General features: G+C 40.4%; 22 protein-coding genes. 8 read left to right on the plus strand and 14 right to left on the minus strand.

All coding sequences use genetic code 11. From position 1 onward, the window contains the following. A partial coding sequence (locus F9K23_17115) for a hypothetical protein (protein KAB2913380.1) occupies nt 1-649 on the minus strand: 649 nt, incomplete at its 3' end. A gap of 145 nt (nt 650-794) precedes the next feature. Continuing rightward, nucleotides 795-2,930: a S9 family peptidase gene (locus F9K23_17120; protein KAB2913381.1), complete on the minus strand. Its 2,136-nt coding sequence runs from the start codon at nt 2,928-2,930 to the stop codon at nt 795-797. Nucleotides 2,931-3,272: 342 nt separating this feature from the next. Here F9K23_17120 and F9K23_17125 point away from each other — a divergent pair, with 342 nt between their 5' ends. Next, nucleotides 3,273-3,962 (plus strand): zinc metallopeptidase, encoded by a 690-nt coding sequence (locus tag F9K23_17125; protein KAB2913382.1) that lies wholly within the window; start codon nt 3,273-3,275, stop codon nt 3,960-3,962. A gap of 83 nt (nt 3,963-4,045) precedes the next feature. On the opposite strand, the gene F9K23_17130 is transcribed toward F9K23_17125, so the two are convergent. The 7 genes from F9K23_17130 to F9K23_17160 form a co-directional block, all read right to left on the minus strand. Next, on the minus strand, nt 4,046-4,678 hold the full coding sequence (locus F9K23_17130) for a hypothetical protein (protein KAB2913383.1): 633 nt from the start codon (nt 4,676-4,678) through the stop codon (nt 4,046-4,048). A gap of 62 nt (nt 4,679-4,740) precedes the next feature. Continuing rightward, complete coding sequence (locus F9K23_17135; protein ID KAB2913384.1) at nt 4,741-5,154, minus strand: hypothetical protein; 414 nt, start codon at nt 5,152-5,154, stop codon at nt 4,741-4,743. A 157-nt stretch (nt 5,155-5,311) separates the two neighbouring features. Continuing rightward, complete coding sequence (locus tag F9K23_17140; protein ID KAB2913385.1) at nt 5,312-5,737, minus strand: hypothetical protein; 426 nt, start codon at nt 5,735-5,737, stop codon at nt 5,312-5,314. Between the two features lie 57 nt (nt 5,738-5,794). After that, entirely contained in the window at nt 5,795-7,234 is a 1,440-nt protein-coding gene (locus F9K23_17145; GenBank protein ID KAB2913386.1) for a PorT family protein, read from the minus strand. Next, entirely contained in the window at nt 7,212-7,817 is a 606-nt protein-coding gene (locus F9K23_17150) for a sigma-70 family RNA polymerase sigma factor (protein KAB2913387.1), read from the minus strand. Before F9K23_17150 ends, F9K23_17145 begins: the two co-directional genes overlap by 23 nt. Nucleotides 7,818-7,913: 96 nt before the next feature. Next, nucleotides 7,914-10,061: an Omp28-related outer membrane protein gene (locus F9K23_17155; protein ID KAB2913388.1), complete on the minus strand. Its 2,148-nt coding sequence runs from the start codon at nt 10,059-10,061 to the stop codon at nt 7,914-7,916. A gap of 279 nt (nt 10,062-10,340) precedes the next feature. Then, nucleotides 10,341-10,934 carry a hypothetical protein gene (locus F9K23_17160; protein ID KAB2913389.1) on the minus strand — a complete coding sequence of 198 codons (594 nt, stop codon included), beginning with the start codon at nt 10,932-10,934 and terminating at the stop codon, nt 10,341-10,343. Nucleotides 10,935-11,077: 143 nt separating this feature from the next. On the opposite strand from F9K23_17160, the gene speB reads away from it, so the two are divergent. The 4 genes from speB to F9K23_17180 all read left to right on the plus strand — a co-directional run bounded on the left by speB (nt 11,078) and on the right by F9K23_17180 (nt 16,588). Continuing rightward, entirely contained in the window at nt 11,078-12,025 is a 948-nt protein-coding gene (speB, locus tag F9K23_17165) for an agmatinase (protein KAB2913390.1), read from the plus strand. A 31-nt stretch (nt 12,026-12,056) separates the two neighbouring features. Continuing rightward, nucleotides 12,057-13,199 carry a cysteine desulfurase gene (locus F9K23_17170; protein ID KAB2913391.1) on the plus strand — a complete coding sequence of 381 codons (1,143 nt, stop codon included), beginning with the start codon at nt 12,057-12,059 and terminating at the stop codon, nt 13,197-13,199. 124 nt (nt 13,200-13,323) lie between these two features. Beyond that, nucleotides 13,324-14,904 carry a hypothetical protein gene (locus tag F9K23_17175; GenBank protein ID KAB2913392.1) on the plus strand — a complete coding sequence of 527 codons (1,581 nt, stop codon included), beginning with the start codon at nt 13,324-13,326 and terminating at the stop codon, nt 14,902-14,904. 115 nt (nt 14,905-15,019) lie between these two features. Continuing rightward, nucleotides 15,020-16,588 carry a hypothetical protein gene (locus F9K23_17180; GenBank protein ID KAB2913393.1) on the plus strand — a complete coding sequence of 523 codons (1,569 nt, stop codon included), beginning with the start codon at nt 15,020-15,022 and terminating at the stop codon, nt 16,586-16,588. A gap of 3 nt (nt 16,589-16,591) precedes the next feature. Here the strand turns inward: F9K23_17180 and F9K23_17185 are convergent, their stop codons facing one another. Together F9K23_17185 and F9K23_17190 are read right to left on the minus strand one after the other, a co-directional pair. Next, nucleotides 16,592-17,158, minus strand: a complete 567-nt coding sequence (locus tag F9K23_17185) for a MarC family protein (protein ID KAB2913394.1) — start codon at nt 17,156-17,158, stop codon at nt 16,592-16,594. A gap of 68 nt (nt 17,159-17,226) precedes the next feature. After that, nucleotides 17,227-18,021: a thymidylate synthase gene (locus F9K23_17190; protein ID KAB2913395.1), complete on the minus strand. Its 795-nt coding sequence runs from the start codon at nt 18,019-18,021 to the stop codon at nt 17,227-17,229. A 140-nt stretch (nt 18,022-18,161) separates the two neighbouring features. Between F9K23_17190 and F9K23_17195 the strand changes: the two genes are divergently transcribed. Then, on the plus strand, nt 18,162-19,379 hold the full coding sequence (locus F9K23_17195; GenBank protein ID KAB2913396.1) for an ABC transporter permease: 1,218 nt from the start codon (nt 18,162-18,164) through the stop codon (nt 19,377-19,379). 11 nt (nt 19,380-19,390) lie between these two features. Beyond that, nucleotides 19,391-19,942 carry a GNAT family N-acetyltransferase gene (locus tag F9K23_17200; protein KAB2913397.1) on the plus strand — a complete coding sequence of 184 codons (552 nt, stop codon included), beginning with the start codon at nt 19,391-19,393 and terminating at the stop codon, nt 19,940-19,942. Here F9K23_17200 and F9K23_17205 read toward each other — a convergent pair. Beyond that, nucleotides 19,914-20,804 (minus strand): helix-turn-helix transcriptional regulator, encoded by an 891-nt coding sequence (locus tag F9K23_17205; protein ID KAB2913398.1) that lies wholly within the window; start codon nt 20,802-20,804, stop codon nt 19,914-19,916. The two genes, F9K23_17200 and F9K23_17205, sit on opposite strands and share 29 nt — an antisense overlap. Here F9K23_17205 and F9K23_17210 point away from each other — a divergent pair. Beyond that, nucleotides 20,799-23,198: a TonB-dependent receptor gene (locus F9K23_17210; protein ID KAB2913399.1), complete on the plus strand. Its 2,400-nt coding sequence runs from the start codon at nt 20,799-20,801 to the stop codon at nt 23,196-23,198. The genes F9K23_17205 and F9K23_17210 overlap by 6 nt on opposite strands. 82 nt (nt 23,199-23,280) lie before the next feature. Here the strand turns inward: F9K23_17210 and F9K23_17215 are convergent, their stop codons facing one another. Further along, nucleotides 23,281-24,036: a TerC family protein gene (locus F9K23_17215; GenBank protein KAB2913400.1), complete on the minus strand. Its 756-nt coding sequence runs from the start codon at nt 24,034-24,036 to the stop codon at nt 23,281-23,283. Nucleotides 24,037-24,211: 175 nt separating this feature from the next. Then, complete coding sequence (locus F9K23_17220) at nt 24,212-24,679, minus strand: DUF4145 domain-containing protein (GenBank protein KAB2913431.1); 468 nt, start codon at nt 24,677-24,679, stop codon at nt 24,212-24,214. Nucleotides 24,680-25,005: the final 326 nt, after the last annotated feature.

Genomic DNA, 25,005 nt, shown 5'->3' on the forward strand with positions numbered 1-25,005 from the left:
CCGCTGTAAAGTTGGGGCGGGGGTTCATATCGCTGGCTCCGTGAAAGGGGTGGTACAATTGATACACCAATGAGTCTCCATCAATATCAGTAGCTGAATGGTCAAAAATCAGCGGAGCATTGGTACACAAAAAATTGGGAGGAAGTTCTTTAAAATCAGCACTGTTGTTATACCCACCGCCAGCGGTGTCTTGTATGTGAGTCCAATAAGTTGCTCCGGTAGCACCGGGTGTAATCAGGTTATTGATGGTGTTGTTACGGCAGCAACGCTGGAAAGCAATAATGTACCCGCCCGGTATGGGGGGTAAATCAAACGTATCAATGTACTCGTATTTGTTTACGCAAGCATTGGGCGGTAAATCAATGCAGTTGTAATTAAGTTTAGTAATGCGTTGGGGTGGTGTACGCGGTACTGAACGGCATAATGATGAAAGTAAAGTACTGTCGGCACCGCTAAAGAAGGTAATGTTGGCAGTGGTGTCTTGTTGTATGGCACCGGGGTTACCATTTACACAATCAACAAATAAATTAAGCGTAACCACATACCTGTTATTGCCAATGTGTTTGTAAAGTACCTCGCCACCAACAATGTGGGTAGCAAAGGCTCTTACACAACACACACAACACAAAATAAGCAGTAATGTACGCATCTATTTTATGTAATAGACACGAAGTTAGTGATTGAGGTTGCCTTATACATAAAATAAAAAAAAACAGGGGCTTTCGCCCCCGCTCTAAACTCAAATGAAAAGTAGTATTAGGATATGTACTAAAAACTTAAGTTTCTAAGGATAATTAGTATTGCAAGCCCATGTTTTTAAACATAAAGGCATACACGTCGGCAATTTCTTCAATTACCAAACTGGTGGGCTTGCCGGCGCCGTGCCCTGCTTTTGTAGTAATGCGAATCATTACAGGGTTGTTGCCTGCTTGTGCTGCCTGCAAACGGGCTGCAAATTTAAACGAGTGCCAAGGCACTACACGGTCGTCGTGGTCGCCTGTCATTACAAGAGTAGCAGGATATTTAGTCCCGTCTTTTATGTTGTGTAGCGGAGAGTATTTGTGCAAATAGCTGAAATCTTTTGCACTGTCGGCACAACCGTATTCAACCACCCATCCCCAGCCTGCGGTGCTTTTGTGGTAGCGAAGCATATCCAATACGCCTACACCCGGCAAACACACTTTAAACAAATCAGGGCGTTGGGTCATACAAGCACCTACCAATAAACCGCCGTTGCTGCGGCCTTCAATGGCAAGTTTATCATTGCCCGTATACTTTTCTTTTACCAAATATTCGGCAGCGGCAATAAAGTCATCAAACACATTTTGTTTCTTCTCAAGCATACCCGCTTTGTGCCAGTCTTCACCAAACTCACCGCCACCGCGTAAGCTGGGCATTGCGTATACAAAGCCTTTTTCAAGCAATGCCATACGTGATATTGAGAAAGAAGGAGTAAGGCTGATGTTAAACCCACCGTAACCGTACAGCAAACAAGGGTTGCTGCCGTCAAGCTTCAAGCCTTTTTTGTGAACGATAAACATAGGCACTTCGGTACCGTCTTTGCTTTTGTAGGTTACTTGTTTGGTTTCATATTCATCAAAATTGAATTTTACTTCTGACTTTTTGTAAACCTCAGATGCACCTGTCGCAATATTGAATCTGTATATAGTTGGAGGATAAACAAATGAAGTGAAGGTATAAAACACCTCGGTATCTTCTTTTTTACCGCTAAATCCACCCGCCGAACCGATTGAAGGCATTTGTATATCGCGTTCTTTTACGCCTTCGTAGGTGTATTGTACCATTTTGGTAGCAGCCTTGTGTAAGTATGCAGCAAACAATTTGCCGCCTGCTGTGCTAACTCCCTCAAGCAAGTCTTCGCCCTCGGGTAATACATTCTTCCAGTTTTCAACCGCAGGGTTTTTAGGGTCAACAAGGGCTAAACGGTATTTGGGTGCGTTTTTATCGGTGTGTACCAATAATTTATCGCCTACGTTTTCAATAATGCCGTAGTTGTTATCAAACCCGTCAAAAAGCATGGTTAGTTTGCTTTTAGGGTCTTTAAGGTCTTGGTACATAACAGCGGTACCGTGCGTACCTGCCGAAATGTAAATAAACAAGAAACGCTCGTCATCGGTTACCTGAGCACCGTAATAGCGGTACGGGTTTTTTGGGTCGGTATAAATTACCGCATCACTGCTTTGCGGAGTACCCAATTTGTGAAAACAGATACTTGGGTTGATACTGGCTGCTGAGTATTCCTCTCCCTTTTTTGGAGCAGGGTAACGGGTATAATAAAAACCGTCGCCCTTCCAAGCCGGAGAACTGAATTTTACCCAGTTTAGCTCATCACTTCCTGATGGTTGTTTGGTTTCAACGTCATACACCGTAACGGTTTGCCAGTCAGAACCTGATTTTGAAGTAGAGATAGCTACCTTTTTATTGTCGTTACTAAACACCATGCCGCCCAACGCTACAGTACCGTCAGCCGATAAGGTATTAGGGTCAATAAAAACTTCGGGAGTTCCTTCTAATCCTTTTTGACGGTACACTACCGATTGGTTTTGCAGCCCGTCGTTTTTAGAGAAGAAATAGTAATCGCCTTTTTTGCTGGGTGCTGAGTATTTGGGGTAGTTCCAAATCTCTTCTAAGCGCTTGCGGATATTATTTCTAAAAGGGATTGCTTCGATGAAGTTTTTGGTAAATACGTTTTGTGAGTCAATCCAGCTTTTCACATCGGCAGAGCCGTCAGCTTCCAGCCAGTTATAAGGGTCGGCTACTTTAGTGCCGCTATAATCAAAACTTGTTTCGGTTTTCTTTGATTCGGGATATGCCATTTTAGCTTCTTTACTGTCGGTTGTTTTGCACGCGGGTGCAATAATAACTGACGCAATGGCAGCCGAAAACAAATACAATGATATTTTTTTCATGCTTGCGGGTTTATGGTTTAATTTTAAACAAATGTATTACATGGGGTAATCAAATAAACAGATTTAGATAAATGGTTATCTTCGTACTACAAAAAACAATCGCCAAGGTTGGCGGGTAATTGGTGATTATGTGGCGTAAATTCTTGTCTTACATTACTTTTTGGCGCAAAGACCAAAACAAAACCGAGAACTTTAACCTGCGGGTGATGCACGGTATAAACCGTGTCTCAATCCTTATGTTTCTGGTAGCACTTATTGTACTTATAGTGCGCTTTGCCACACGCGGCTAAAGTGTGGTATTAGTTTTGAATAATAGGTTATACAATAATTTAAATACGAAAAATGGCATATTTAGTTTTAGTACTGATACCCTTTATAGCCAGCCTTATTGTGAGCATGAGGTTTAGGTCGGTAGCACGAAAAATGAGTGAAGAGGGATTAAGAAACGGTCTTAGCGGACGTGAGATTGCTGAGCGTTTATTACGCGACAACGGCTTGCACGATGTGAAAATAATTTCGGTGGAAGGTCAGCTAACTGACCACTACGATCCACGTAATAAAACAGTAAACCTAAGCACTGAAGTTTATCACGGACGCAGTGTATTGGCTGCTGCTGTTGCTGCCCACGAGTGCGGTCACGCAATACAACACGCTAAAGCGTACAGCTGGCTTGAGTTTCGTAGTTTATTGGCAGGCCCGGTAAGCATCGCGTCGCGCTATATGCAATTTATAATTTTGGGTGGTATTATCGCTCTGATGTTTAACATGGGACCCACTTTGTTAGGCATAGGTGTGGTGTTGTTTGCATTAACAACACTGTTTACTTTTATTACCTTACCTGTAGAGTTTGATGCAAGCAAACGTGCATTGGCATGGCTTACAAGCTCAGGTCTTATTTACCAAGACGAGTTAGAGAAATCTCGCAAGGCTTTAAATTGGGCGGCATCAACCTACGTAGTAGCTGCGTTATCGTCATTAGGTACTTTGATGTATTATGTAATGATGTACATGGGCGCCAGCCGCGAAGACTAATACTACTGTAAAAAGTATAAGAAAAAACCCTGCTCCCCTTTCGGGGGCAGGGTTTTTCATTACCAGCTACATGAAAAATGTTATTAGTTTTGTGTTGTGTTTGCAACGCGGATACAAGTAACCTCTACAGGAGTGCCGGCCATACAATTGCTAGCCCTGTAAACAGTTTTGTAACCAATTAATACAGGAGTACCGTCAGAAAACTTAGTTTCATCAATAGCACCCTCATTCAACTCAAGCATTTCACCGTTGTTTAGTTCAACCATCCAGCCGCAGCCGTCAAGTTTACCTGTCCAGTCATGCAAAATACCTTGCTCTTTGCAATCACCGCTGGGCTCCTCTTTAGGATTTTCGCCCAATAGTTTCATGCAAGTAATGTGGGCATTAGTATGCTCACCGGGCCAAGCCAAGCAATTCAACAAGCTGTTGCAATCAACAGTGTTGGGTTTCACAGCATAATAATCCACTTCAACCTCGCGGCCTTCATAAATAAGGCTTGCATCAATGTTAATGTCGCTTTCGCAGGGTTGCAACAAGGTTCCGTCTTCTAAGCGTATCCAGTAGCTGCCATAAAGGCCCCAACCGCATACAGCTGTTTCAAACTTTCCTTTGTATCTGCAATCGCGGTCGTTTGGAGGGTCAACCGGTGGTTTTGTACAAGCCGAAAAGGCAACAATACAAACCATCACAATTAAGTGTAAGATGTTGTTTTTCATAATTCTAGTTTGGTTAATAATATGACACTGGTAAGATTCAATAAGCTGCATCCAGCCTATAATTAATGCTGGATGGTAACAGGTGTTTGCTCAATACAAGTAATGCGAACATATTTCACCGGTTTATCGGGTACAGCAGTACAAACGATGCGCTCTCTGCATGAACATTCCTCAGCGGGTATTTCTTCATACGAAAAGTTAATAGGTTCGTTTTCGTTCATAAACTGTGGGCTGCCCGCTGTGCTTTCGCAAGGTACCAAGTACACATCCTCGTTATCTGGCACAATGCATAGGTCGTTAAAAATACTTGCAGTGCAGGTCGCATAAGCCAATCGTCCGCTTTGTTTGCAGTCGCCTTTACCGTTGCCGTTATCCGGTGGGGGAACAGGGTCTTGCTTGCACGATGAAAATACGGTCATTGTAAACATGGCGCAGATTACTGCCAGTTTTGTTGTTTGATGAATAATTGTTTTCATGTTTTAATTTGTTATAGTTGATATTTATTTGACAGTATTTGTAATAATAATGCTGCACGATTTATTAATTTATTTTGTTTATTTTCAATTGTTTACAAAATAAAAAAGCCCCTTTCGGGGCCAAGCAGATAATCAAAAGTTTGTATTTTTAATATTTTTACCTTGTACCACACCATCCGCCGGTGCCGCACCTTACTACTTGCTCAGATATACAAGTGATACGGGCTTGGGGAGGTACTACACAACCGCCGGGCAAAATGCTGCTATTAACTTGGCAAGCACCTTCTTCGGTTGAAATTAGTTTATACGTAAGGGTTATTGGCATACCATCGTAAACATCACGTTGATTAATGGTGTTACCTTCAACAACGCAAGGGTAGATAAGGCTGCCGTCTTCAACACGTATAAAATACTCACCGTAAAAGGTATTGAAACCTTCAGCACGTTCAAAAGTTCCTGTTAGTTCGCATTGAGTTACAGGAGGAGCGGGTGGCTCGCTTTTGCATGCAGTTACTAAAATAGCAGCCATAATTGCAATTACGGTTATGGCTTTTTTTGGGTTTAATGCAGATAATATATTCATAGTTTTATTATAGTTTGTATTAGTATGACAGTAACTGTTTTTAGTACGCTGCACCGGTTATAAATTAATTTTCAATCCGGTTTCAAATCCTATAAACAAAGGCAATTCTTTTTGCACCCCGTTGCTGCTGTTGTTATTAATAGGGCGTAGTGCTGCTGTAGCACGCGGACCTAAATAAATACCCCAGCACTTACCCGGTTTATATGTAACAAACCCGGCTACTGATGCCATAATATTCCACTTACGGTAATTGCTTGAAGGCGCTGTAGATACGTTTTCGTTTTCAGCAGAAGTAGTTAAGTTAAACTGTGCAGGTTTAATGTAGTCTTTGGTTTCTGTTTTTGCTGAGAACAAATAATCTAACGAACCGCCGATTTCGGCATCAAAGCCCCATTTGTTTTTTTGTGCCGAATAGGTAAAGGCAACAGGTATTTTAATGCTTTGTAATGTAGTTGTATAGGCTTCGTCTACAATCTTTTCGCCTTCATACACATTTCTGTACAGGGTGTATGGTTGATTGGTTGTAGGGTCGTAGTAAATGTCTTCAACGGAGTCGTTCTCAATAGCAGTTATTTTAGAGTAACCGGTTATGTCACGTTTACTGTACGAGATGCCCGCACTTACTCCAAAATGGCTTGTAAACTTATAGTTTGCCCTAGTTCCTACATCAAATCCGTTAGCGTACGAATAATCGTGCTCATAGCTATACCTCTGGTAGTTTGATGTGCTGATGCTGTTTGATGGGGTGGTAGTGTTGCTGCTTGTGGGCTCTGTTTTTGAAATTGTTCTGTAATAATCAGCTGCAAAGGGGTTGTAGTATGCACTTATCGCCCATTTTTCGCCGCAATTACATCCTTTACCTTTCTTTTCAGGTTTTATGGTTTGAGTTTTAGGGTCGGGCATTTCAGCAAGCTCATTAGTTTTCTCGTTCTCAACAATCTCAGTAGGAGGGATTACATCGCTTTGAGCAATCACAGTTTTGCTGCTGTCAACAACTATAACAGGTGTTTGCTTTGTATCTTCCACTACTTCAGTATAAATGGCTGAAACTTCGTCCTTCTTATTGTTAGCAGGGGTTTCAGTTATGTCAGGCGTCTTAATAGTAGTGTTACGGGTGTTTTTAGGAGTAACCTGTTGTGAACCCGCAAAGCTCTTATCAGTTGAAGTGGTGCTGCTAGTAATAGCCTGTTGGTTGCCGGTGGTGTTTTCAGCAGTGGTAGTGCTGTTTTGTTTTTTATCAGCGGTAACGGGCTGTTGCGGAGTAGCCACTGCGGTATTATCAGTTGCGGGGGCCAATGGGGTATTGTTGCTTTGTATAGCAATAGCTAATATACCTGCCGATACAGCTGCCAGCAAGGGTAACCAAATGATAAGGCCGCGTTTTTTGCGTTTGTTCTCCATTTTACGCATTACCGAAGCAAACGACCCCGATGAGGGGGTAATTTCAAAGCCTTCGGCCTTTTGGCGCAAAAACTCATTGAACTCTTCTTCTTTCATAATGCTGTTCAGTTTTTTTTAGCGAATCAAGTTTCTTACGTAAAAATTCTTTTGCACGGGCAAATTGTGAGCGTGAGGTACTTTCTGTAATCCCCAACTGTTCAGCAATTTCTTTATGCGCATACCCCTCAATGGCAAACATATTCAGCACTACTCTATATCCTGCGGGCAGTTGCTGTATGCATCCCATCAGTATCTCGGCATCTATATCGTGAAGCTGAATTACTGATACATCCAGCGCATTTTCTGCTACTGATATATCTTCTTCCATGCGTAGCCTGCGAGTACTTTTAAGGTGATTAAGGGCGGTATTCACCATTATGCGTTTTATCCATGCTTCTAAAGAACTTTCGCGTCTAAAACTTCCTAAATTGTTAAACACTTTTACAAAACCATCCTGCATCACATCTTCTGCTTCGTGAGCAGTTTGTGTATAGCGGAAGCACACACCCAACATTTTAGGCGCGTATTTATCAAAAAGCCTGTTTTGGGCAGCTCTTTTGCCTGCCAAACAGTCTTTTATCAGTTGGTCTTCCTGCTGTGTAATCACCTTTGGTGGTTTTTGTATTTGTGTATTTGACATACTGAGTTTTGGAAACGCTGCTTTAGTTTGCTATCAAATACAAAAAAATAAGCCCCTACCCTCACAGGGCAGGGGCTTATTTATTAAAAAAATATTTTAGTTGTTAACTACAAACTTGCTTACACCGGCAACTTGGTTATCAACTTTAATTTGTACAAGGTACAAACCGTTTTTAAGACTAGATGCGTCAAACGATGCGAAGTGTTGACCTGAAGTGAAGCTTCCTTCTTTCACGGTTAGTACTTTTACGCCCAACATATCATATACTTCGATGCTTGCTTCAGCAGCATTGTCAAAAGTAAAGTCAACAGTTGTTAAACCTGAAGCAGGGTTAGGATAAACGTTAGTAGCTACAGAGTTTTTGCTTACGTTTTCAACGCTGTTGTAACCACCGAACAAACCAACTTCAGTTGCGTTGATTACTTGGCGTTTTACTGCGTTATCATCATAGTATGATACAAAAGCAACCAAATCAATAAAGTCTGCTTTGTTCATGCTCCTTCTGGCTGTAGTTTCGTTAGGTAGAGTAACGCTGGTTTCAGCAGGAAGAGTGTATGAGTAAGTTTGAGTATAAGTAGCGTTAGGAGCAACCAATGAAGGAACAACACCTGATGTTCCCCAAGCACCTGAAATAATGCTGCGTACTACGTGCTCGTGGCTGTATCCGATAATAGGATCAGGCTGGTTGTATAGAGCGTGACCTGCGCCACCTGCTGCTGCACCTGCACTGCTGTAATAGTTGCGTTGGTTAAAGTTGCTGTTGCTTGCACCTACTATACCGTTTTCAACCACCATAGCGTGGATACGGATATCACCTTTTACATAGTCAACTGATTTAACTTCAACAGTAAAATCAATTTTACGGGTAGCAGGGTCAAAAGTTTTTGAAGTGATTTTGATTTCAAGCGGAGCAGGTACGTTTGCTTGAGTAGCAACCCTGCTGGCCCACAAACCGCGGTTTTGTCCAACGGTAGCTTCACCGGCAAACAAAGTACGGTCAATCATACCGTAAGGATAACCGGTAGCATAAGCACTGTTTACAGTGTTACTGTTAGTGTTAGTCATACCGTCGCCGTTGTGGTGCATTACTGCAACAACTGAAGGAGTTTGGGTTTTGATATCTTTCATACGAAGGTGACCATCGGGGCAGTATCCGCACCAAGCGCCTGTTCCTTCTTCAACCAATACATTTTTAGTTCCTGAAATGCCGTTGTTTACAAACACTGAAGTTGTGATTTCATCGTTTGCGTTGTTTTCATCAGCATTGTCGTTAATCTCGCTCACCCATACTTTAATAGAATATGTTTGACCTGCTGCAGGCAGCATAGCTTTGGTTGGGTGTGAGAAGTTATAAGTACCACCGTTTGGTGCAATGTTTAATGAAGTTATTTTTTGGCTAACAGGGGCACCGTTATCAACGCTATAGTTAAGCATTATAGAGTTAATAGCTGCGCTACCGTAGTTAGAAAGTGTACCGCTGATGGTAGCACCGGCAGAAATGCTAACAATGGCAGGAGTGCTTAATGAAACCATGGCTATGTCGCGTGTAGCTTGTGTACCCATGATAAATTCAAACACATCTGATTTTGTAGCATCGTATGAACCGTTGTTGCCACCGAAGTTACGGTTAGGGCTTCCGCTAACGGTAGTACCCATGGAACCGTCGCCGTTTTCGCAACCTATAGAACCTGTGAAAGTTCCAAAGCCGTAGCTGTTAACAACATCAAAGTTGCCACCTTCGTACAAACGAACAGTAGCATAAACAATGTTGCTTGCAGATGCTTGGCCAAAAGGTGATGCACCCATCCACTGAATTACGTGGATACGTTTTGGGGCAGTACCATACGTCCAGCTTTTAACAGCGATTACTGCGTTAGCGTTTGGAGTAAATGTTTTTAGTTCCAAATCATCCCAAAAAGCATAGATGGCATTGTTTGGGCCTGAAACATCGGGCAAGGTAGTGTTGGTGCCAACGCTGGTAGAAGCAGCGGCATCAAAAGTAATGTAACCATTATCGCTTACCTTGTAAGTTGTAACAGGGTTGCCATAAAAGCTCCATGCAAAAGGGATAGTTTGGTCTGCCGATAGCACATCGTTGCTAGGCTTGTTAAGCACAGTAGTTGCTCCGGTTGATGTAAAGGGGTCAAAAGCAGCTTCAACGCCTTTCTTGGCAATGTAGTAGTACTGGGCTTGTGCTACGCCCGCTACGAACATTAATAATACAATAAGTACATTTTTTTTCATAATCCGAATTGGTTCTGGTGTTAAGAATTCATTAACAAAGCTATCAATAAAACCGTAATTAGCAACCCGTAACAAAGAAATTTTTGTAGCAATTGTGTTGTTTTTAAATGGTTTATAATTAACTTATTTTAAGTGATTTAAGCTATGGGGTAGATAGTTTAAGGCTTGTAGGTACAGGTTTTTGGTTTGCTTTGCGTGAATGACGAAAACAAGGGTATAAACGTTTGATAGAATTGTATAAAATGTGTGTAGAAAGTGTTTGAGTAGGGGTGCAGAAGCTTACTTAATCTCCTTTAGCTCTATCGTCCAGCCCAAGTCCATTTTAAGTATGATTGGAAACTTTTCATTTTCCCATACAGTTATCGTTTGGGTATCGGTAAGCGATTTAAGATTACTTACTTTCATGTCTAAAGGTTTGCCTTTGTAGCTTATTTTATGTGCTTCTCCGTCTTCTCTAAAGAAGCCGGTTGCCTCACCATTGTCTAAAGAAATCAGTACCATTTCGTCTTCGTTGTGCATTTCCCGCCACATTGTCCGGCTAATCCATACACTTGTTTGATCATTTAAACGGGCTGTATCCGTTGCAAAATAGTTAAATAAGCCGGCAGCGTTTTCAACAGCTTCTTCTGCCATCACTACAGTCCCCTTCTTATTAATCGGAGCCGTCATTTTCCAGTCAAACGTTATCCCGTCATCCAGCTTTTTCACCGTAACAATAAACTGGTACTTGGCAGAGGCAGTAGTTACCTCGTACACAAGTTGAGTACCTACTGTAATTTGTGCAGCGGTACCATCAGTAGTAGGCTCGGTTTGGGCACTCAATCCTTTTGCAAAGGCCAGAATGCACATAAAAAACAAACCAACGTTTTTCATAAACTTAATAATTTTATGGCAGGGGCACGAAGGTAACAATAACCGCCATTGCTGCCAATATGTAAAGTTAGCGTATTTTGATGTTTACAAAAAAGAACATAATTGCATAACAGCCTTATATTTGCATTTTCATAACATATTTAATGAAATACCTGCATACCGAAGAAAACTTTTTAGGCATTGAAGGCGAGGATAACTACTCATACAACAACGCCACTTTTGTAATACAATCACTACCCTACGAATACACCTCGTCATACCTTATGGGGTCGGCCAAAGGGCCTAAAGCCATTATTAAGGCATCACAATTTGTTGAGTTATACGATGAGGAGTTAGATGCTGAGCCGTATAAAAAAGCAGGCATTTGCACCCTTAAGCCTCTTAAATTTGGTAAAGCGGTAGATGCTGAAGCCGTAAAACTTATTGAAGAAAGTACTGCACAACTATTGGCAGATAAAAAGTTTGTGGTATCACTGGGAGCTGAGCATACAGTAAGTTATGGTTTGGTAAAGGCCCATGCTGCAAAACATAAAAACTTAACCGTATTGCAGTTGGATGCACACAGCGATTTGCGTGAGGCTTATCACGATAATCCATACTCACACGCCAGTGTTATGAAGCGTGTACACGATATGGGAGTAAATCTTGTGCAAGCAGGTATTCGTGCACAATGTATTGAAGAGGCCGAATTGATTAAAAAATCAAAAAACATTCATACGTTTTATGCGCATTATATCCGTAAGAACGAAAGTACATGGATTGATGAGGCATTAGCAGCAATGACTGATAATGTTTACATTACCATTGATGCTGACGGGTTTGACCCAAGCATAATGCCAGCCGTAGGAACAGCTGAGCCAAACGGATTGTTTTGGAACGAATCGTTAGAGCTGTTGCGTCGCACCATTATGGAGAAAAACGTAGTAGGTTTTGATATAGTTGAGTGTGCCCCTATGAAGGGGACTATTTTAAGTGAATATACCCTTGCAAAACTTGCATACAGGTTGATGGGCTATATTACCCTAAAACCCAAAGCAAAAGCAAAAACCGCTGCTGCTCCAGCAAAAAAATCAACTACCCGTAAAAAATAAGTTTAACCATTACTAATTTAAAAGCTTAGCTGTGAAAGTATATTTTGATAATGCGGCAACTACGCCACTTGATGCAGAAGTGCTTGATGCAATGATACCTGTATTGCGCAACGAGTTTGGAAATCCTTCATCAACCCATGCGCACGGACGTTCTGTACGTACGTTGATTGAGGATGCCCGCAAGCGAGTAGCAAAAATTGTAAACGTAACCCCTTCAGAAATATTTTTTACCTCAGGTGGTACTGAGGCTGATAATATGGCCCTGCGCTGTGCAGCCGTTGATTTGGGAATAACGCATATTATCACCTCGCCAATTGAGCACCATGCGGTATTGCATACAGTAGAAGAACTGGCTCACAAAGGCAAGATTGAAATGCACCTTGTGAATATTATGCCCGACGGACACATTGATTATGCTCATCTTGAGCAATTAATGGCGGCATACCCCGGTGCATTGGTATCTCTGATGTATGCAAACAATGAAATTGGTAACTTATTAAATGTGGAGCTTGTATCAGCGTTGTGCAAGCAATATTCCTGTTATTTCCACTGTGATACCGTACAAGCAGTAGGTCATTATCCTATTGACTTACAAAAAACAACTATCCACTTTATTGCATGTGCTGCACATAAGTTTAACGGACCCAAAGGAGTAGGGTTTATTTATATAAACAATAGTTTAAAAATTAAGCCTTTTATAACCGGTGGTGCACAAGAACGCAACATGCGCGGCGGTACTGAAAACGTGTATGGCATTGTAGGGCTTGCTAAAGCACTCGAAATTGCCGTGCGTGATATGGACAAAGAAATTGAACATATTACAGAGTTGCGCAGCTATATGATGCAACGTCTTATTGAAGAAATACCCGATGTGAAGTTTAATGGCGATGTTAATGGCCAAAGCTTGTATACTGTACTAAATGTATCATTCCCCCCCAGCCGGGTATCAGAAATGATGTTATTCCGCTTGGATATGGAAGGCATCTCGGCCAGCGGCGGCAGTGCTTGTTCATCAGGCAGTGATGTAGGATCACACGTGCTTAATACACTAAAGGTTGATCCCTCAAGAGCTAATGTTCGTTTCTCATTCGGCAAACAAAACACCAAAGAAGAAGTTGATTTTGTGGTAGAGAAAGTAAAAGAAATGATGGGTATCGCCGAACCGGTTAACTAAAGAAGTAACTGTAAATACTAATAATCTTGAAAAAGCCGCCCTGAGCGGCTTTTTTTATCGAATTTGGGAGTTCACGCTTTGATAAACGTCCCTGCTGGATTACTTTCGCGGCAAATAAATAAGCATGAAAATAACATTACAGAAAATTATTTTAGCATTCATTTTTTCGACGGTTTCAATTTTATCGTATTCGCAAGGGGTTGATGTTACTTGGGGAAAAGTAGCCCGACTTGAGAAAAAGGGTACTGATTTTAATATTTTGGGTGAGACACAAGGCGGAATCTTTGTAATTAAACAAGATAAGAAGAAGAAAAAATATATTGAGAGGTATGATTTAGAAAGCTTGGAACATGACTTTACCAGAGAGATTGAATTTAGCAAAAAGAAAGGCAGTGAAAGCAAAAAAGATAGGATAGAATTAGAAAGTATCTTTTTGCTAAGCGACGCAATTATAGTTTTTGGAACTTCGTACGATAAAAAGCAAAAGCAATTTAATCTGTTAGCTCGTAAATATGGTCTTGATGGAAAACCGGAAACTAAATGGGACAAAATTGAAACCATACAAGGCAAAAGAAGAGGGAGCAAAGGTGATTTTACAATTAAAGCATCAGAAGATAAAAAGCACTTTCTAATTGAGCAGTCTAACCCTGTAAAAGATAAGGAGCCATTTTCTTTTAATTTTTCTATATACGATGGTGACCTAAACAAAGTATATGAAAAGGAAAATGTAAAATTCAGGCTTTTAGAAGATGAGGCTTCGTTGAGCAGCCATAAAATAAAAGATAACAATGTGTATTTCATTGGAAACACAACAACAGGATGTACACTATATTCCTTTAGCTTTGGTTCACCAGAGGCAGATAGTGCAAAAATGAGAGATTATGAAATAACTATCAGTAAAGATGTAAGGATTCACAATGCCGCCTTTAGCTTTGATGAAGAAGGGAATATATTGGTTGCAGGTTTTTATGAGGATAAAGATGAAGAATCAAGGCGGGCAGACGATTTAGCAGGTACTTATTTCATTAAATTAAACCCTAAATCATTTGTTCCTGTAATAAAAACCAGCAATCCCTTTGAAAAAGAGTTTTTAACAAACTTTGCCTCTGAAAGACAAATACGAAAAGGAAAAACCGGAATTCCACTATCGTTTGCTATGCGTCACTTTTTCATGCACAAAGATGGTGGAGTAAGCCTTTTGGCTGAGAATAGTTTTGAAGTTGAGCATTGCAGTCAAAGCAGTGGTGTTGGTGTAGCTCCCGGTATTACACTTTCTACGCAATCGTGTTATTATACATACCATAAAAACGAGGTAATAATTATGCGTATAAACCCCGATGGAAGTGTTAAATATTCACAGGTTATAAAGAAGGCCGGAAACTCAAGAAATCCATATGATAACGCGATCTCATATACAATAATTCCTACTGAGGAAAACATGTATATTTTCTACAACGACCATTACAAAAGCTACCGTCCGGGTGATACAAAAGTTCGCAATTTGCCGGGGTACAAAAAGAGGGTGTTGGCTATGGCAACTATAAACGCTAATGGTGAGATGGTTAAAGAAGTTATGATAAGGCATAAAGATATTAAGCTGGAAATATTGCCTCGAAATGCCATACGTACCAAAAACGGCTTGATTATGTTGGGGTATTATAAGAAAACCGTTAAACTGGGTAGGTTTAATGTAGGAAACAATTAATAAGAAATTGATTTGATTTTAAAAAGCCGCCTTGTGCGGCTTTTTTTATCGAAAACTCACAGTAAATTTTTACAAATACAGAGTAATGTATATTTTGCTGAATAAAATTTAATGTATGAACAAGGCTTTATTATTCATAGTAGTATTGGTGTTTTCAATAGTATCGACGTGTTCTTTTGGACAAAATTTTAACATTACTGCAGGCGATGAAATAAAAATTGGAAAAAATAACTCAGCCTTTAATGTTTTAGGCTTTATTAATGACACGTTGATAATGCTTGAATATCAAAAGGGGTATAGGGCAGATAGATATAGATTCCATGCTTTTGATAAGAAGAGTAAGTTCAGTCTTATTAAAAGTGCTAAAACTGAATTTATGGGGGAGACGGATGGAGGTACACCTGAGATTGTACTTATTAAGAATATTGGCAATAGTGTGTATGTTTTATATTTTATTAAGGATAATACTGAGAAAAAGTATTATGGAATATCGTACGGATTGAACTTAGATGTTAAGACTGAAACTACAGAGTTGTTTGAGGTTAAATTACCTGAAAATAAGAATGATATAAGTTATTGGGAGTATCAATTTGTTTGGTATAATGCAATTGACTCTGTTTTTATGATTTCAGATAGCTATTATCCTTCAAGAGCAATGTTTGACCTAGATTTTAATGCGGTTGAAATTGTGAGAGATAAAAGCGATTCAATTGACTTTGAAAGTAAGCTAGAGAAGTCAGTTTTTAGTAACTACGATTATAAAGGAGATAAAATGTTAACGGTTACTATCGCTAGTAAGAATAAAGAATTCGACCACAAACCATCAAGCCAGTCTATCTATTACTCTTTAGAAAGTCAGACAGAATATATAAAATATGGAGAAGGAAAAATCATCACTCTCGATGAAAACTTGTATAGCAGATATGTTTCATGCCATTATGATTCTGTTGCTGACGAAATAATTGCTTTAGGATTTTATAATAATTTTAATAGAAAGAAAGATAAACCAGCAGGAATATTTTTCTTAAAGCATAGTGTAAAGGGTGATAGTTTAATTTGTTCAACTTTTTCAAACACGACAGAGAACTTTAGGAAGGCTTATGCAGATTCTAAAATAAAAAAAGAGAATAAGAACTACTTTAATGACGAGAGATTTAATATTATTAAAAAATCAGATGAGGGATTTTTTGTAGTTGATTGTGATGCAAAAACATCCAGTTTACCGTCTGAGAATTTTACTTGGGATATAAAAATTGCAAAGGTAATTTCCGGGAACATTGTTTTTTTCAATTTTGATAATAAAGGAATTTTAAAAAGCCAAAGCGTAATTTCTAGGTATGCTGAAAAAGAAATCGCTTATATGTACACTGAATTGGATAATTACTTAGCATTTACAGATTCCAATAATATATATATAGTTTTTTCTGATAATATTGGGAATTACACTAATGGTGTGTATAATTCAAAAAGCAAAGAAGATCAATCGGATGATAAAACGTGTTTAGCTGTAGTAAAAGTTGATAGCGAAGGGAACGAAACTCGAAAAGTATTGATTAACTCTGTAAGAAATGAATATGGAGTTGATTTGTTAGGTGGTGGTATTCAAAGAGTTGGAGTGAATGAGTATATCTGGTTCGGTTACAAAGATGGAGTTTGTAAAATAGTGACCATAAAACTGGATTAAGACCTACGCCATCAAATTGCCTTTGAATATTTTTACGGCAATGGCAAGCAGGATAAGCCCAAAGAATTTACGGATTACCAGCAAACCGCCTTTACCCAGTTTACGCTCGATAAAGTTGGTAGATTTTAGTACTACGTAAATTAAAATAAGGTTAAGGAGTATGCCTACTAATATGTTGTACAATCCGTAATCAGCACGAAGAGAGATAACGGTAGTTAACGTACCTGAACCGGCTATAATAGGGAAGGCCACGGGGACAATACTTCCTGACGAAGGGTCGGGGTCGGCTTTGAAAATATCAATACCCAAAATCATTTCAAGGCCAAGAATAAAGATTACGATAGAACCCGCTACTGCAAACGAGCTTAAATCAACTCCCATCAACCCTAAAAACTCTTTACCGATAAATAGGAAAAGAATCATTAATGCTCCAGCAGCCAGCGTAACTTTTTCGCTTTGTATATGGCCTATTTTACTGCGCAACGAGATGATTACAGGCACTGACCCGATTACATCTATTACCGCAAAAAGGGTAAAAGAAACGGTAAGGATTTCATCAAAACTGAACATAGTGCAAAGATAGCGTTCAGTTTTTTGTTTATAGTTTAAGTTTTTTTGATGGTATAATTAACAGATAACTATACCGCTACAGGGGCTTTGATGGCGGGGTGCGGGTCGTAGTTTTCTAGCTTAAAATCATCAAACGTAAAATCAAATACCGATTTCACATCGGGGTTTAATTTCATTACGGGATAGGGGCGTGGTTCGCGGCTTAGTTGTAGCTCCACTTGTTCAAAGTGGTTACTGTATATATGGGCATCGCCGAACGTGTGTACAAAATCACCCAATTCAAGCCCGCATTCTTGGGCTATCATCATGGTAAGCAACGCGTAGCTGGCAATATTAAACGGTACACCTAAAAATATATCGGCACTGCGTTGGTATAGCTGGCAGCTTAGTTTATTATCAGCCACATAAAACTGAAACAAAGCATGGCAAGGCATTAACGCCATTTTTTCAAGGTCGGCAACGTTCCAGGCACTTACCATTATACGGCGACTATCGGGGCTTTTTTTCAGCATATCCAATACCTGTTGCATTTGGTCAATGTGCCCGCCATCGGCTTTCGGCCAATTACGCCATTGGTATCCGTACACAGGACCAAGATTACCTTCAGCATCGGCCCATTCGTCCCAAATACTCACCCCGTTATCTTTCAGGTATTTAGTGTTAGTATCGCCTTTTAGAAACCACAACAACTCATGGATGATGGATTTAAGATGCACTTTTTTGGTAGTAACCAACGGAAAACCCTCGTTCAAATCAAAACGCATTTGGTAGCCAAACACACTGCGGGTTCCCGTGCCGGTGCGGTCGGTTTTAGTAGCCCCGTTTTCATACACAAAGCGTAAAAAGGTTTCGTATTGGTTCATGGCAAATCTTAAATTCAATGCAAAGTTCAGCTTTTAAAAAAGGGTAATCAAAACGGTATTATCAACAAAAGGTGAATAGACTTAAAATGCCCCTAAAATCATTGTCAAATCATGGGTAAAAGTAGTTTCTTTGCGAAAGGTTGAATTACAGTTACTACATAGGTCGCCGTCTCACGGGCAAAAGCTCCAAGTCGTTTTCAAGACTCATTATCCGTATTGGTATAGCAGGTATCGCTATCAGTATAGGGGTGATGATAGGCTCTGTGGCAATTCTTACGGGGTTTAAAAACCAAATTACTGATAAAGTAGTAGGCTTTGGGGCACATATACAGGTAAAAGCCCTTGAACTGAATGAATCGTTTGAAGCTACTCCCATCAACCGCAACCAACCGTTTTTAAAAACAGTTAAACAAACTGAACCTGTTACCCATGTGCAGGTATATGCCCATAAAGCGGCTATAATAAAAACCGATACCGATGTTGAGGGAATTGTGTTGAAGGGCGTAGATAAGGAGTTTGACTGGACGTTTATGCAAGGCTGTCTTACTGAAGGTAAGTTGCCTGATTTTAAAGACTCTATAACGGGGCAGGAGATACTAATATCAAAAATACTGGCCGATAAGCTGCGCTTGAAAGTGGGCGATAATGTGCCGTTGTATTTAATACAAGAGCCTGTACGGGCAAGGGGTTTAACAGTATCTGGTGTGTATGAAACCGGTCTCGAGGATTATGATAAAACCTTTGCCTTGGTTGATTTGCGCCACATACAAAAACTGAACGGTTGGGGCGATAGTATGGTGCAAGGTTTTGAGGTGATGCTGACCGATTTTGAGCGTCTTGATGAAACCACCTATAACTTGAACGGAGAGTTGCCTCCCAATATAAAAGCATACAATGCCCGTGAACTTAAACCACAAATTTTTGACTGGTTGGCACTGCTGGATACCAACGTGGTAATAATTATGGTGCTGATGATTTTGGTGGCCTGTATAAACATGATAACTGCCTTGCTGGTGCTTATTATTGAGCGTACAAATATGATTGGTATTTTAAAAGCATTGGGTAGCAGTGATTGGGGCATACAACGTATTTTTCTTTACAAGGCTGCTTATCTTATAGGGCAGGGTTTGTTGATTGGTAATGCAATGGGCTTGGGCTTTTGTTACTATCAGCAGAAAACAAGTTTTATAAGGCTTGACCCTGAATCGTACTACTTGAATTTTGTGCCTGTAAATATTGAGCTACTCCCCATCATAATTATTAATGTGGGTGCATTTGTGGTGTGCATTATTGCGATGTTGTTGCCCAGTTTAATGGTTTCCCGCATTACTCCTGTAAAAGCCATACGCTTTGATTAATTTTTTGTTCGATGCAAATAATTGCTGAAACTGAACGCCTCATTATTCGTGAGTTGCTGCCCGAGGATGCAACGGGTATGTTTAAAATGGATAGTGACCCCGCGGTGCATAGGTACTTAGGAAATGACCCTGTGAAGGATATTGAGCAGATACGTAATGTAATCCGTTTTATCAGGCAGCAATACGTAGATAATAGTATCGGCAGGTGGGCGGTGATTGAAAAGGAAAGCGGAGAATTTATAGGCTGGACGGGACTGAAGTTGATGCGTGAAACGGTGAACAACCACACCAATTATTACGATTTTGGTTACCGATTTGTTAAAAGCAGTTGGGGCAAGGGGTATGCTACCGAAACAGCTGCACCCTCGTTGCAATATGGGTTTGATGTATTACAAGCCGATGCAATTTATGCAATGGCTGATGAAGGTAATACGGCATCGCGCAGGGTATTGCAAAAAGCAGGGTTACAGTTTATAGAAATGTTTGATTACGAAGACACTCAGCACGCATGGTATAAAATTACCCGCGATGAGTTTATAAAACAGGAATATAAAACTCAGTAGTTGGAACCCCTGTTGCAATATTAATCCGCACCATTGAATGGTGATTACGTATGGATGAAAGCGAATACCTGCTGGCACTTTCAATCAGCTCAAAAACAAACAACCCGGCCATGGGAGGAGGCAATTTCGATGCTTTGTGTAAAAATCTACCCGCGCTAATTGTTTTCTTATACAACCCTGCTGTGATTAACGGCGAGAGTTCATTCGGCTTTACCCAATACCCTACATCAATCCGTATTTTATTTGGGGCGGTAAGCATATAAACATCAGGCGATGATGCAGCTACCCGCAAACTTCCCATGTCAGCACCATTTATTGCTGCGTTTTCAAACAGTTGAACCATTTTTTCCTGTACGGTTTCTTCTGTAGCCCTGCAATACCAATACTCCGTTTCAGGCTCAGTAATATAGCAGGCAGTTTCCATGGTAGCTATTGCAGCAGCGTCGTTAGGGATAAATCTTAATATGTGGTTGTTTGGAATTATCAGCGAATTTGAAAAGCGTTTGGGTGATTGTGAAAATTGGTCGCTAAAAGCTTTGGTAAGCGATTGCACCCCGCCATAGCCTGTCAGTTCAGCAATATCAGAAATACTGTATGCCGAGTGTCGTAACAAACCTGCTGCATACTTTAAACGGTATTGCTTCACATAGTTCCAAAGCGGTTGGTTTGTATTCTCGCTAAACACATGGGCAAAACGGTGGTACGATAAATGAGCTGCGTCTGCTAATTCTTTAAGACTAAAATTGCGTTGCAGGTTACTCTCAATAAAATGATGTGCCCTTTCAATAGCCGGAATATATTTTTCAGCATCAGCAGTTTTCACAGTTTCAAATTTTAGCAAAAATGGATAAAAAAAATGCAAGCGGTAAAATTACTTTTGCGGCGGATGGAAACTATGAAAAAACTTACTGTAATTATCTTATTATTAATCGTTTCGAAGGTAGATGCGCAGCTAACCCAAACCATACGGGGCACGGTGCTGGATAAAAACCTCCTTACCCCGCTAATAGGTGCTAATGTGCTAATAATGAGCAGTAACCCGTTGATGGGGGCTGTGACTGACGAAAATGGTAATTTTAAGTTAGAAAAAGTGCCCATTGGGCGTGTAGATATTAAAGCCAGCTATTTAGGATATAAGGAGGAAGTACTAACCGATATTGTGGTTAACTCAGGCAAAGAGGTTGTGTTGCAAATTGTGTTGGAAGAAAACGTGGTGCAACAAACAGAAGTTGTGGTAACGGCCGATAAAGACAAATTGAAACCAATAAACGATTTAGCGGTGGTAAGTGCCACTACGTTGCGGGTAAATGAAACCAACCGATATGCAGGCTCGCGGCAAGACCCTGCACGTGTGGCCGCCAATGTGGCCGGCGTAGCGGGTGGCGGCGATTTGCGCAACGATATTATTGTGCGTGGAAACACTCCTATGGGGATTTTATGGCGATTGGAGGGGATAGAAATACCCAATCCTAACCACTTTGCTGTAACAGGAACTACAGGTGGGGCATTTAGCATACTAAACAACAACCTGCTGGCAAACACCGATTTTTTTACGGGCGCATTTCCGGCGGAGTATGGTAATAAAACAGCTGCTGTATTTGATGTAAGGATGCGCAGCGGTAACAATGAAAAACGCGAACATACTTTGCAGGCGGGGCTAAACGGAATGGAGTTTACGACTGAAGGCCCGTTGATGAAAGAAAAAGGAGGCTCGTATCTGGTAAGCTACCGTTTCTTGTCGTTTAGGGCAATTAGGGCCTTGGGTATAAGTGTAGGGCTTAATGGTATTCCTCAGTTTCAGGATTTATCGTTCAAAATCAACTTACCCGTATCGTCTCGTAATACCCTGTCAATATGGGCCATTGGCGGTACCAGCAGCATTACAGTAAAAGAAAGTGAAGAAGATACTGCCGAATGGGGTGGTAATAGTGTAACGGATAACGATTTCAGAAGCAGTATGTATGCATCGGGCATTACACTTACCACCAAACTGTCACCCAAAACAGTAGGCAAACTTATCTTTTCGGCCACCGGGAGCGGAAGCAAGGTGTACAACGAGGAGTATTATAAAAATCAAACTCACCAACTGGATGAGGAGTTCCGTTCGTCTGAGCACCAGCAATTGCTGCAGTACACACTTACCCATAAATTCAATCCCCGCCATTTGTTAAAAGTGGGGGTTACAGGTAGGTTGATAAGCAATAATATCTACCAAAAACAATATGAAACAAGAGATTCATCGTACCGAATAGGTTTGGATGAAAAGAACAGCTCGTCGTTAGTGCAGAGTTATGTGCATTGGCAATACCGTCCAAGCTCAAAACTGGATGTAAATACAGGGGTGTATTATCAATTGTTTACGTTTAATAATACCTATGCGGTTGAGCCTCGCTTGGGCTTGTTGTATCACATGAGCAGCGATAAAAAACTAAGCTTTGGAGCAGGATTGCACAGTCAAACACTACCCTTGTTGTACTATGCCTACAAGTTTAGAGATACATCAGGAGGATATCGCCAAACCAACCGAAACCTTGATTTAACCCGCAGTGCGCATTTTGTAGCAGGATACCAACAGATGATTAAAACTACCATGCGTTTTAAAGTAGAAGCCTATTACCAATACCTGTACGATGTTCCGGTGTCAGCGGTATCGCGTTTGGGGCATTACTCAACAGTAAATATTGGCGGCGATTTTTCATTTGAAACGGAAGACAGCACTGTAAATAGGGGTAAGGGTGAGAACTATGGCGTGGAGCTTACGTTTGAACGCTTTTTTAATAACTCGTACTACTTTTTAACCACCTTATCGCTTTTCGACTCTAAGTTTCAAGGAGGTGATGGTGTTTGGCGCAATACTGCCTTTGACTTAGGCCATGTGTTTAATGTATTGGCGGGTAAAGAGTTTAAAATAGGCAAGGATAACCGCAAATCTTTTTCAGCAGATATAAAACTAACCCACATGGGGGGCCGCAGAATAATACCCGTAGATGTGGAACAAAGTATTTTGCACAACGAGGAACGCAAAGACTTTAAAAGGGCGTTTGAAGAAAAAGCAGCCGATTATTTCCGATGCGATATAAAACTTGCCTATAACAGTAACCTGAAAAAGGCAACCCATCAGTTTTTTATAGCTGCTGATAATGTATTTAATACCCAGAATGAACTAATGCGTGAGTGGGATAATGATAAGAAGAAAGTGAAAGTAATTTATCAGATAGGAATATTCCCGTATGTGGGTTACAGAGTTAACTTTTAAGCAGATAAACAGCCTTAAAATGAAACGGCGCAAAGAACTTAAATGTTCTTTGCGCCGTTTGCAGTTATACAAAAACGTATTGTTAGTGCGATTCAGTTCCGTTGGTCTTTTTTCTCATGCGCATATTCAGTATTTCAACAATCAGTGAGAATACAATAGCAGCGTAAATATATCCTTTGGGTACGTGGTTGTGGAACGCATCCGCAATCAACATAACACCAATCATAATAAGGAATGATAAGGCCAATATTTGCAACGAAGGGTGAGCATTGATAAACTTACTGATGGCACCGCTGAACATCATCATAATAATGATTGAGATGATAACGGCTATAATCATTAATATTACTTTATCAGTCATACCGATTGCAGTCAAAATAGAGTCGAATGAGAAAACAATGTCAAGCATTACAATTTGCACAATAATGCTGCTAAAACTTACGCCTTTGCCTTTAACGGAAACTTCATGCTCTTTGCCTTCCACCTTTCCATAAATTTCGCTGGTACTTTTAGCTAATAAGAAAATACCACCCGCCAATAAAATTGCATCGCGTCCGCTAAAGCCAAACTCAGTAATATCAAGAGCCAAAAAGTGAAAATCTTTGATAATGAATAAGGGTGTGTCAAACTTCATAATCCAAGTAAGACCCAGTAGCATAGCGATACGGAATATAAGCGCCAGTGAAAGCCCAATCATACGGGCCCGGGGTTGTTGTTCTTTTGGTAATTTGTTGGTTACTATTGAGATAAAGATAATGTTATCAATACCCAATACTACCTCAAGAAACGTAAGTGTGAGCAGGGCCATTATGCCCGCCGAGGTGAAGATTTCTTCCATAGGTTGTTTAATTCAGCCGCAAAGATAGGAGTATAGCGTACATCTTGCTTTTGGGAGTTTGAAAAAAATATAAGATTTAAACAGTGTCTATAAATCAATCAGTTTTTAGACTCTGGACATTAATAAAAAAGCCCGATTACATAATAATCGGGCTTTTTTATTAATGTGATATAACCTATTTAGCAGCAACCCCTAAAGGGCTTTTACCGCTATCGGTAAGTTTTTTGTTCAGGGCTTCGCGTTTTGCTTTTAGTTTGGCAGGTTGTACAAAGTATAAATCAAACATTAACTCTAATACATCCAGCATCCACTCGGCTTCTTCGGGCTCAGCGTCCACAATTTCTCCTGCGGCAGTACTTTTAGTGGGGTAAATATTAAAGTTGGCAATACTTTTTATCTCCAACAAACTTTCAGCAAGGGCAGGGGTAAGGGTACGGTTATCAATTACCTCGTCAATTTCTTTAGCAAGGTTAGATTTTTTCACTCCTGCTTTCTCACGTAAAATATTCTGAAGGCATCTGCGGCTAAGAGCGGCACTGGCTTTAGGGCTTTGTGCTAAGGTAAGGCAAGCTTCTTCGTAATCACGTGCATATAACTCGTCAACCTCTTCGGGGGCCGGTGGCCTGCCCGATGTGAACGGCATTACGGTAGTACGTGAAATAATACCTTTACGCAACGAGTTTCCGTTGCTGTCTTTAACCAGTTCGCCTTTACCGAGGTCAATAATAATGCGTTTACAATCAGGATTAGGGCAGTGCATTACAAATGCTTGCCAGTACACATCAGTTTCGTAACCAATATTAATCTCTTTGAATGTTGCGTTAACCTCTAATTGGCAGTGTGGACACTTCATGTTAAGGAATTATTATGCAATATATCAAACAAGGTTGATATTAAAAGGCAACGATGTGTTGCTTTTTTTATTGCGTGTTGAACGTAAAAATTATATGTTTTTTTAATGACAATGAA

It is taken from the genome of Bacteroidota bacterium (assembly GCA_008933805.1).
Lineage (GTDB): Bacteria > Bacteroidota > Bacteroidia > UBA8524 > UBA8524 > SB11.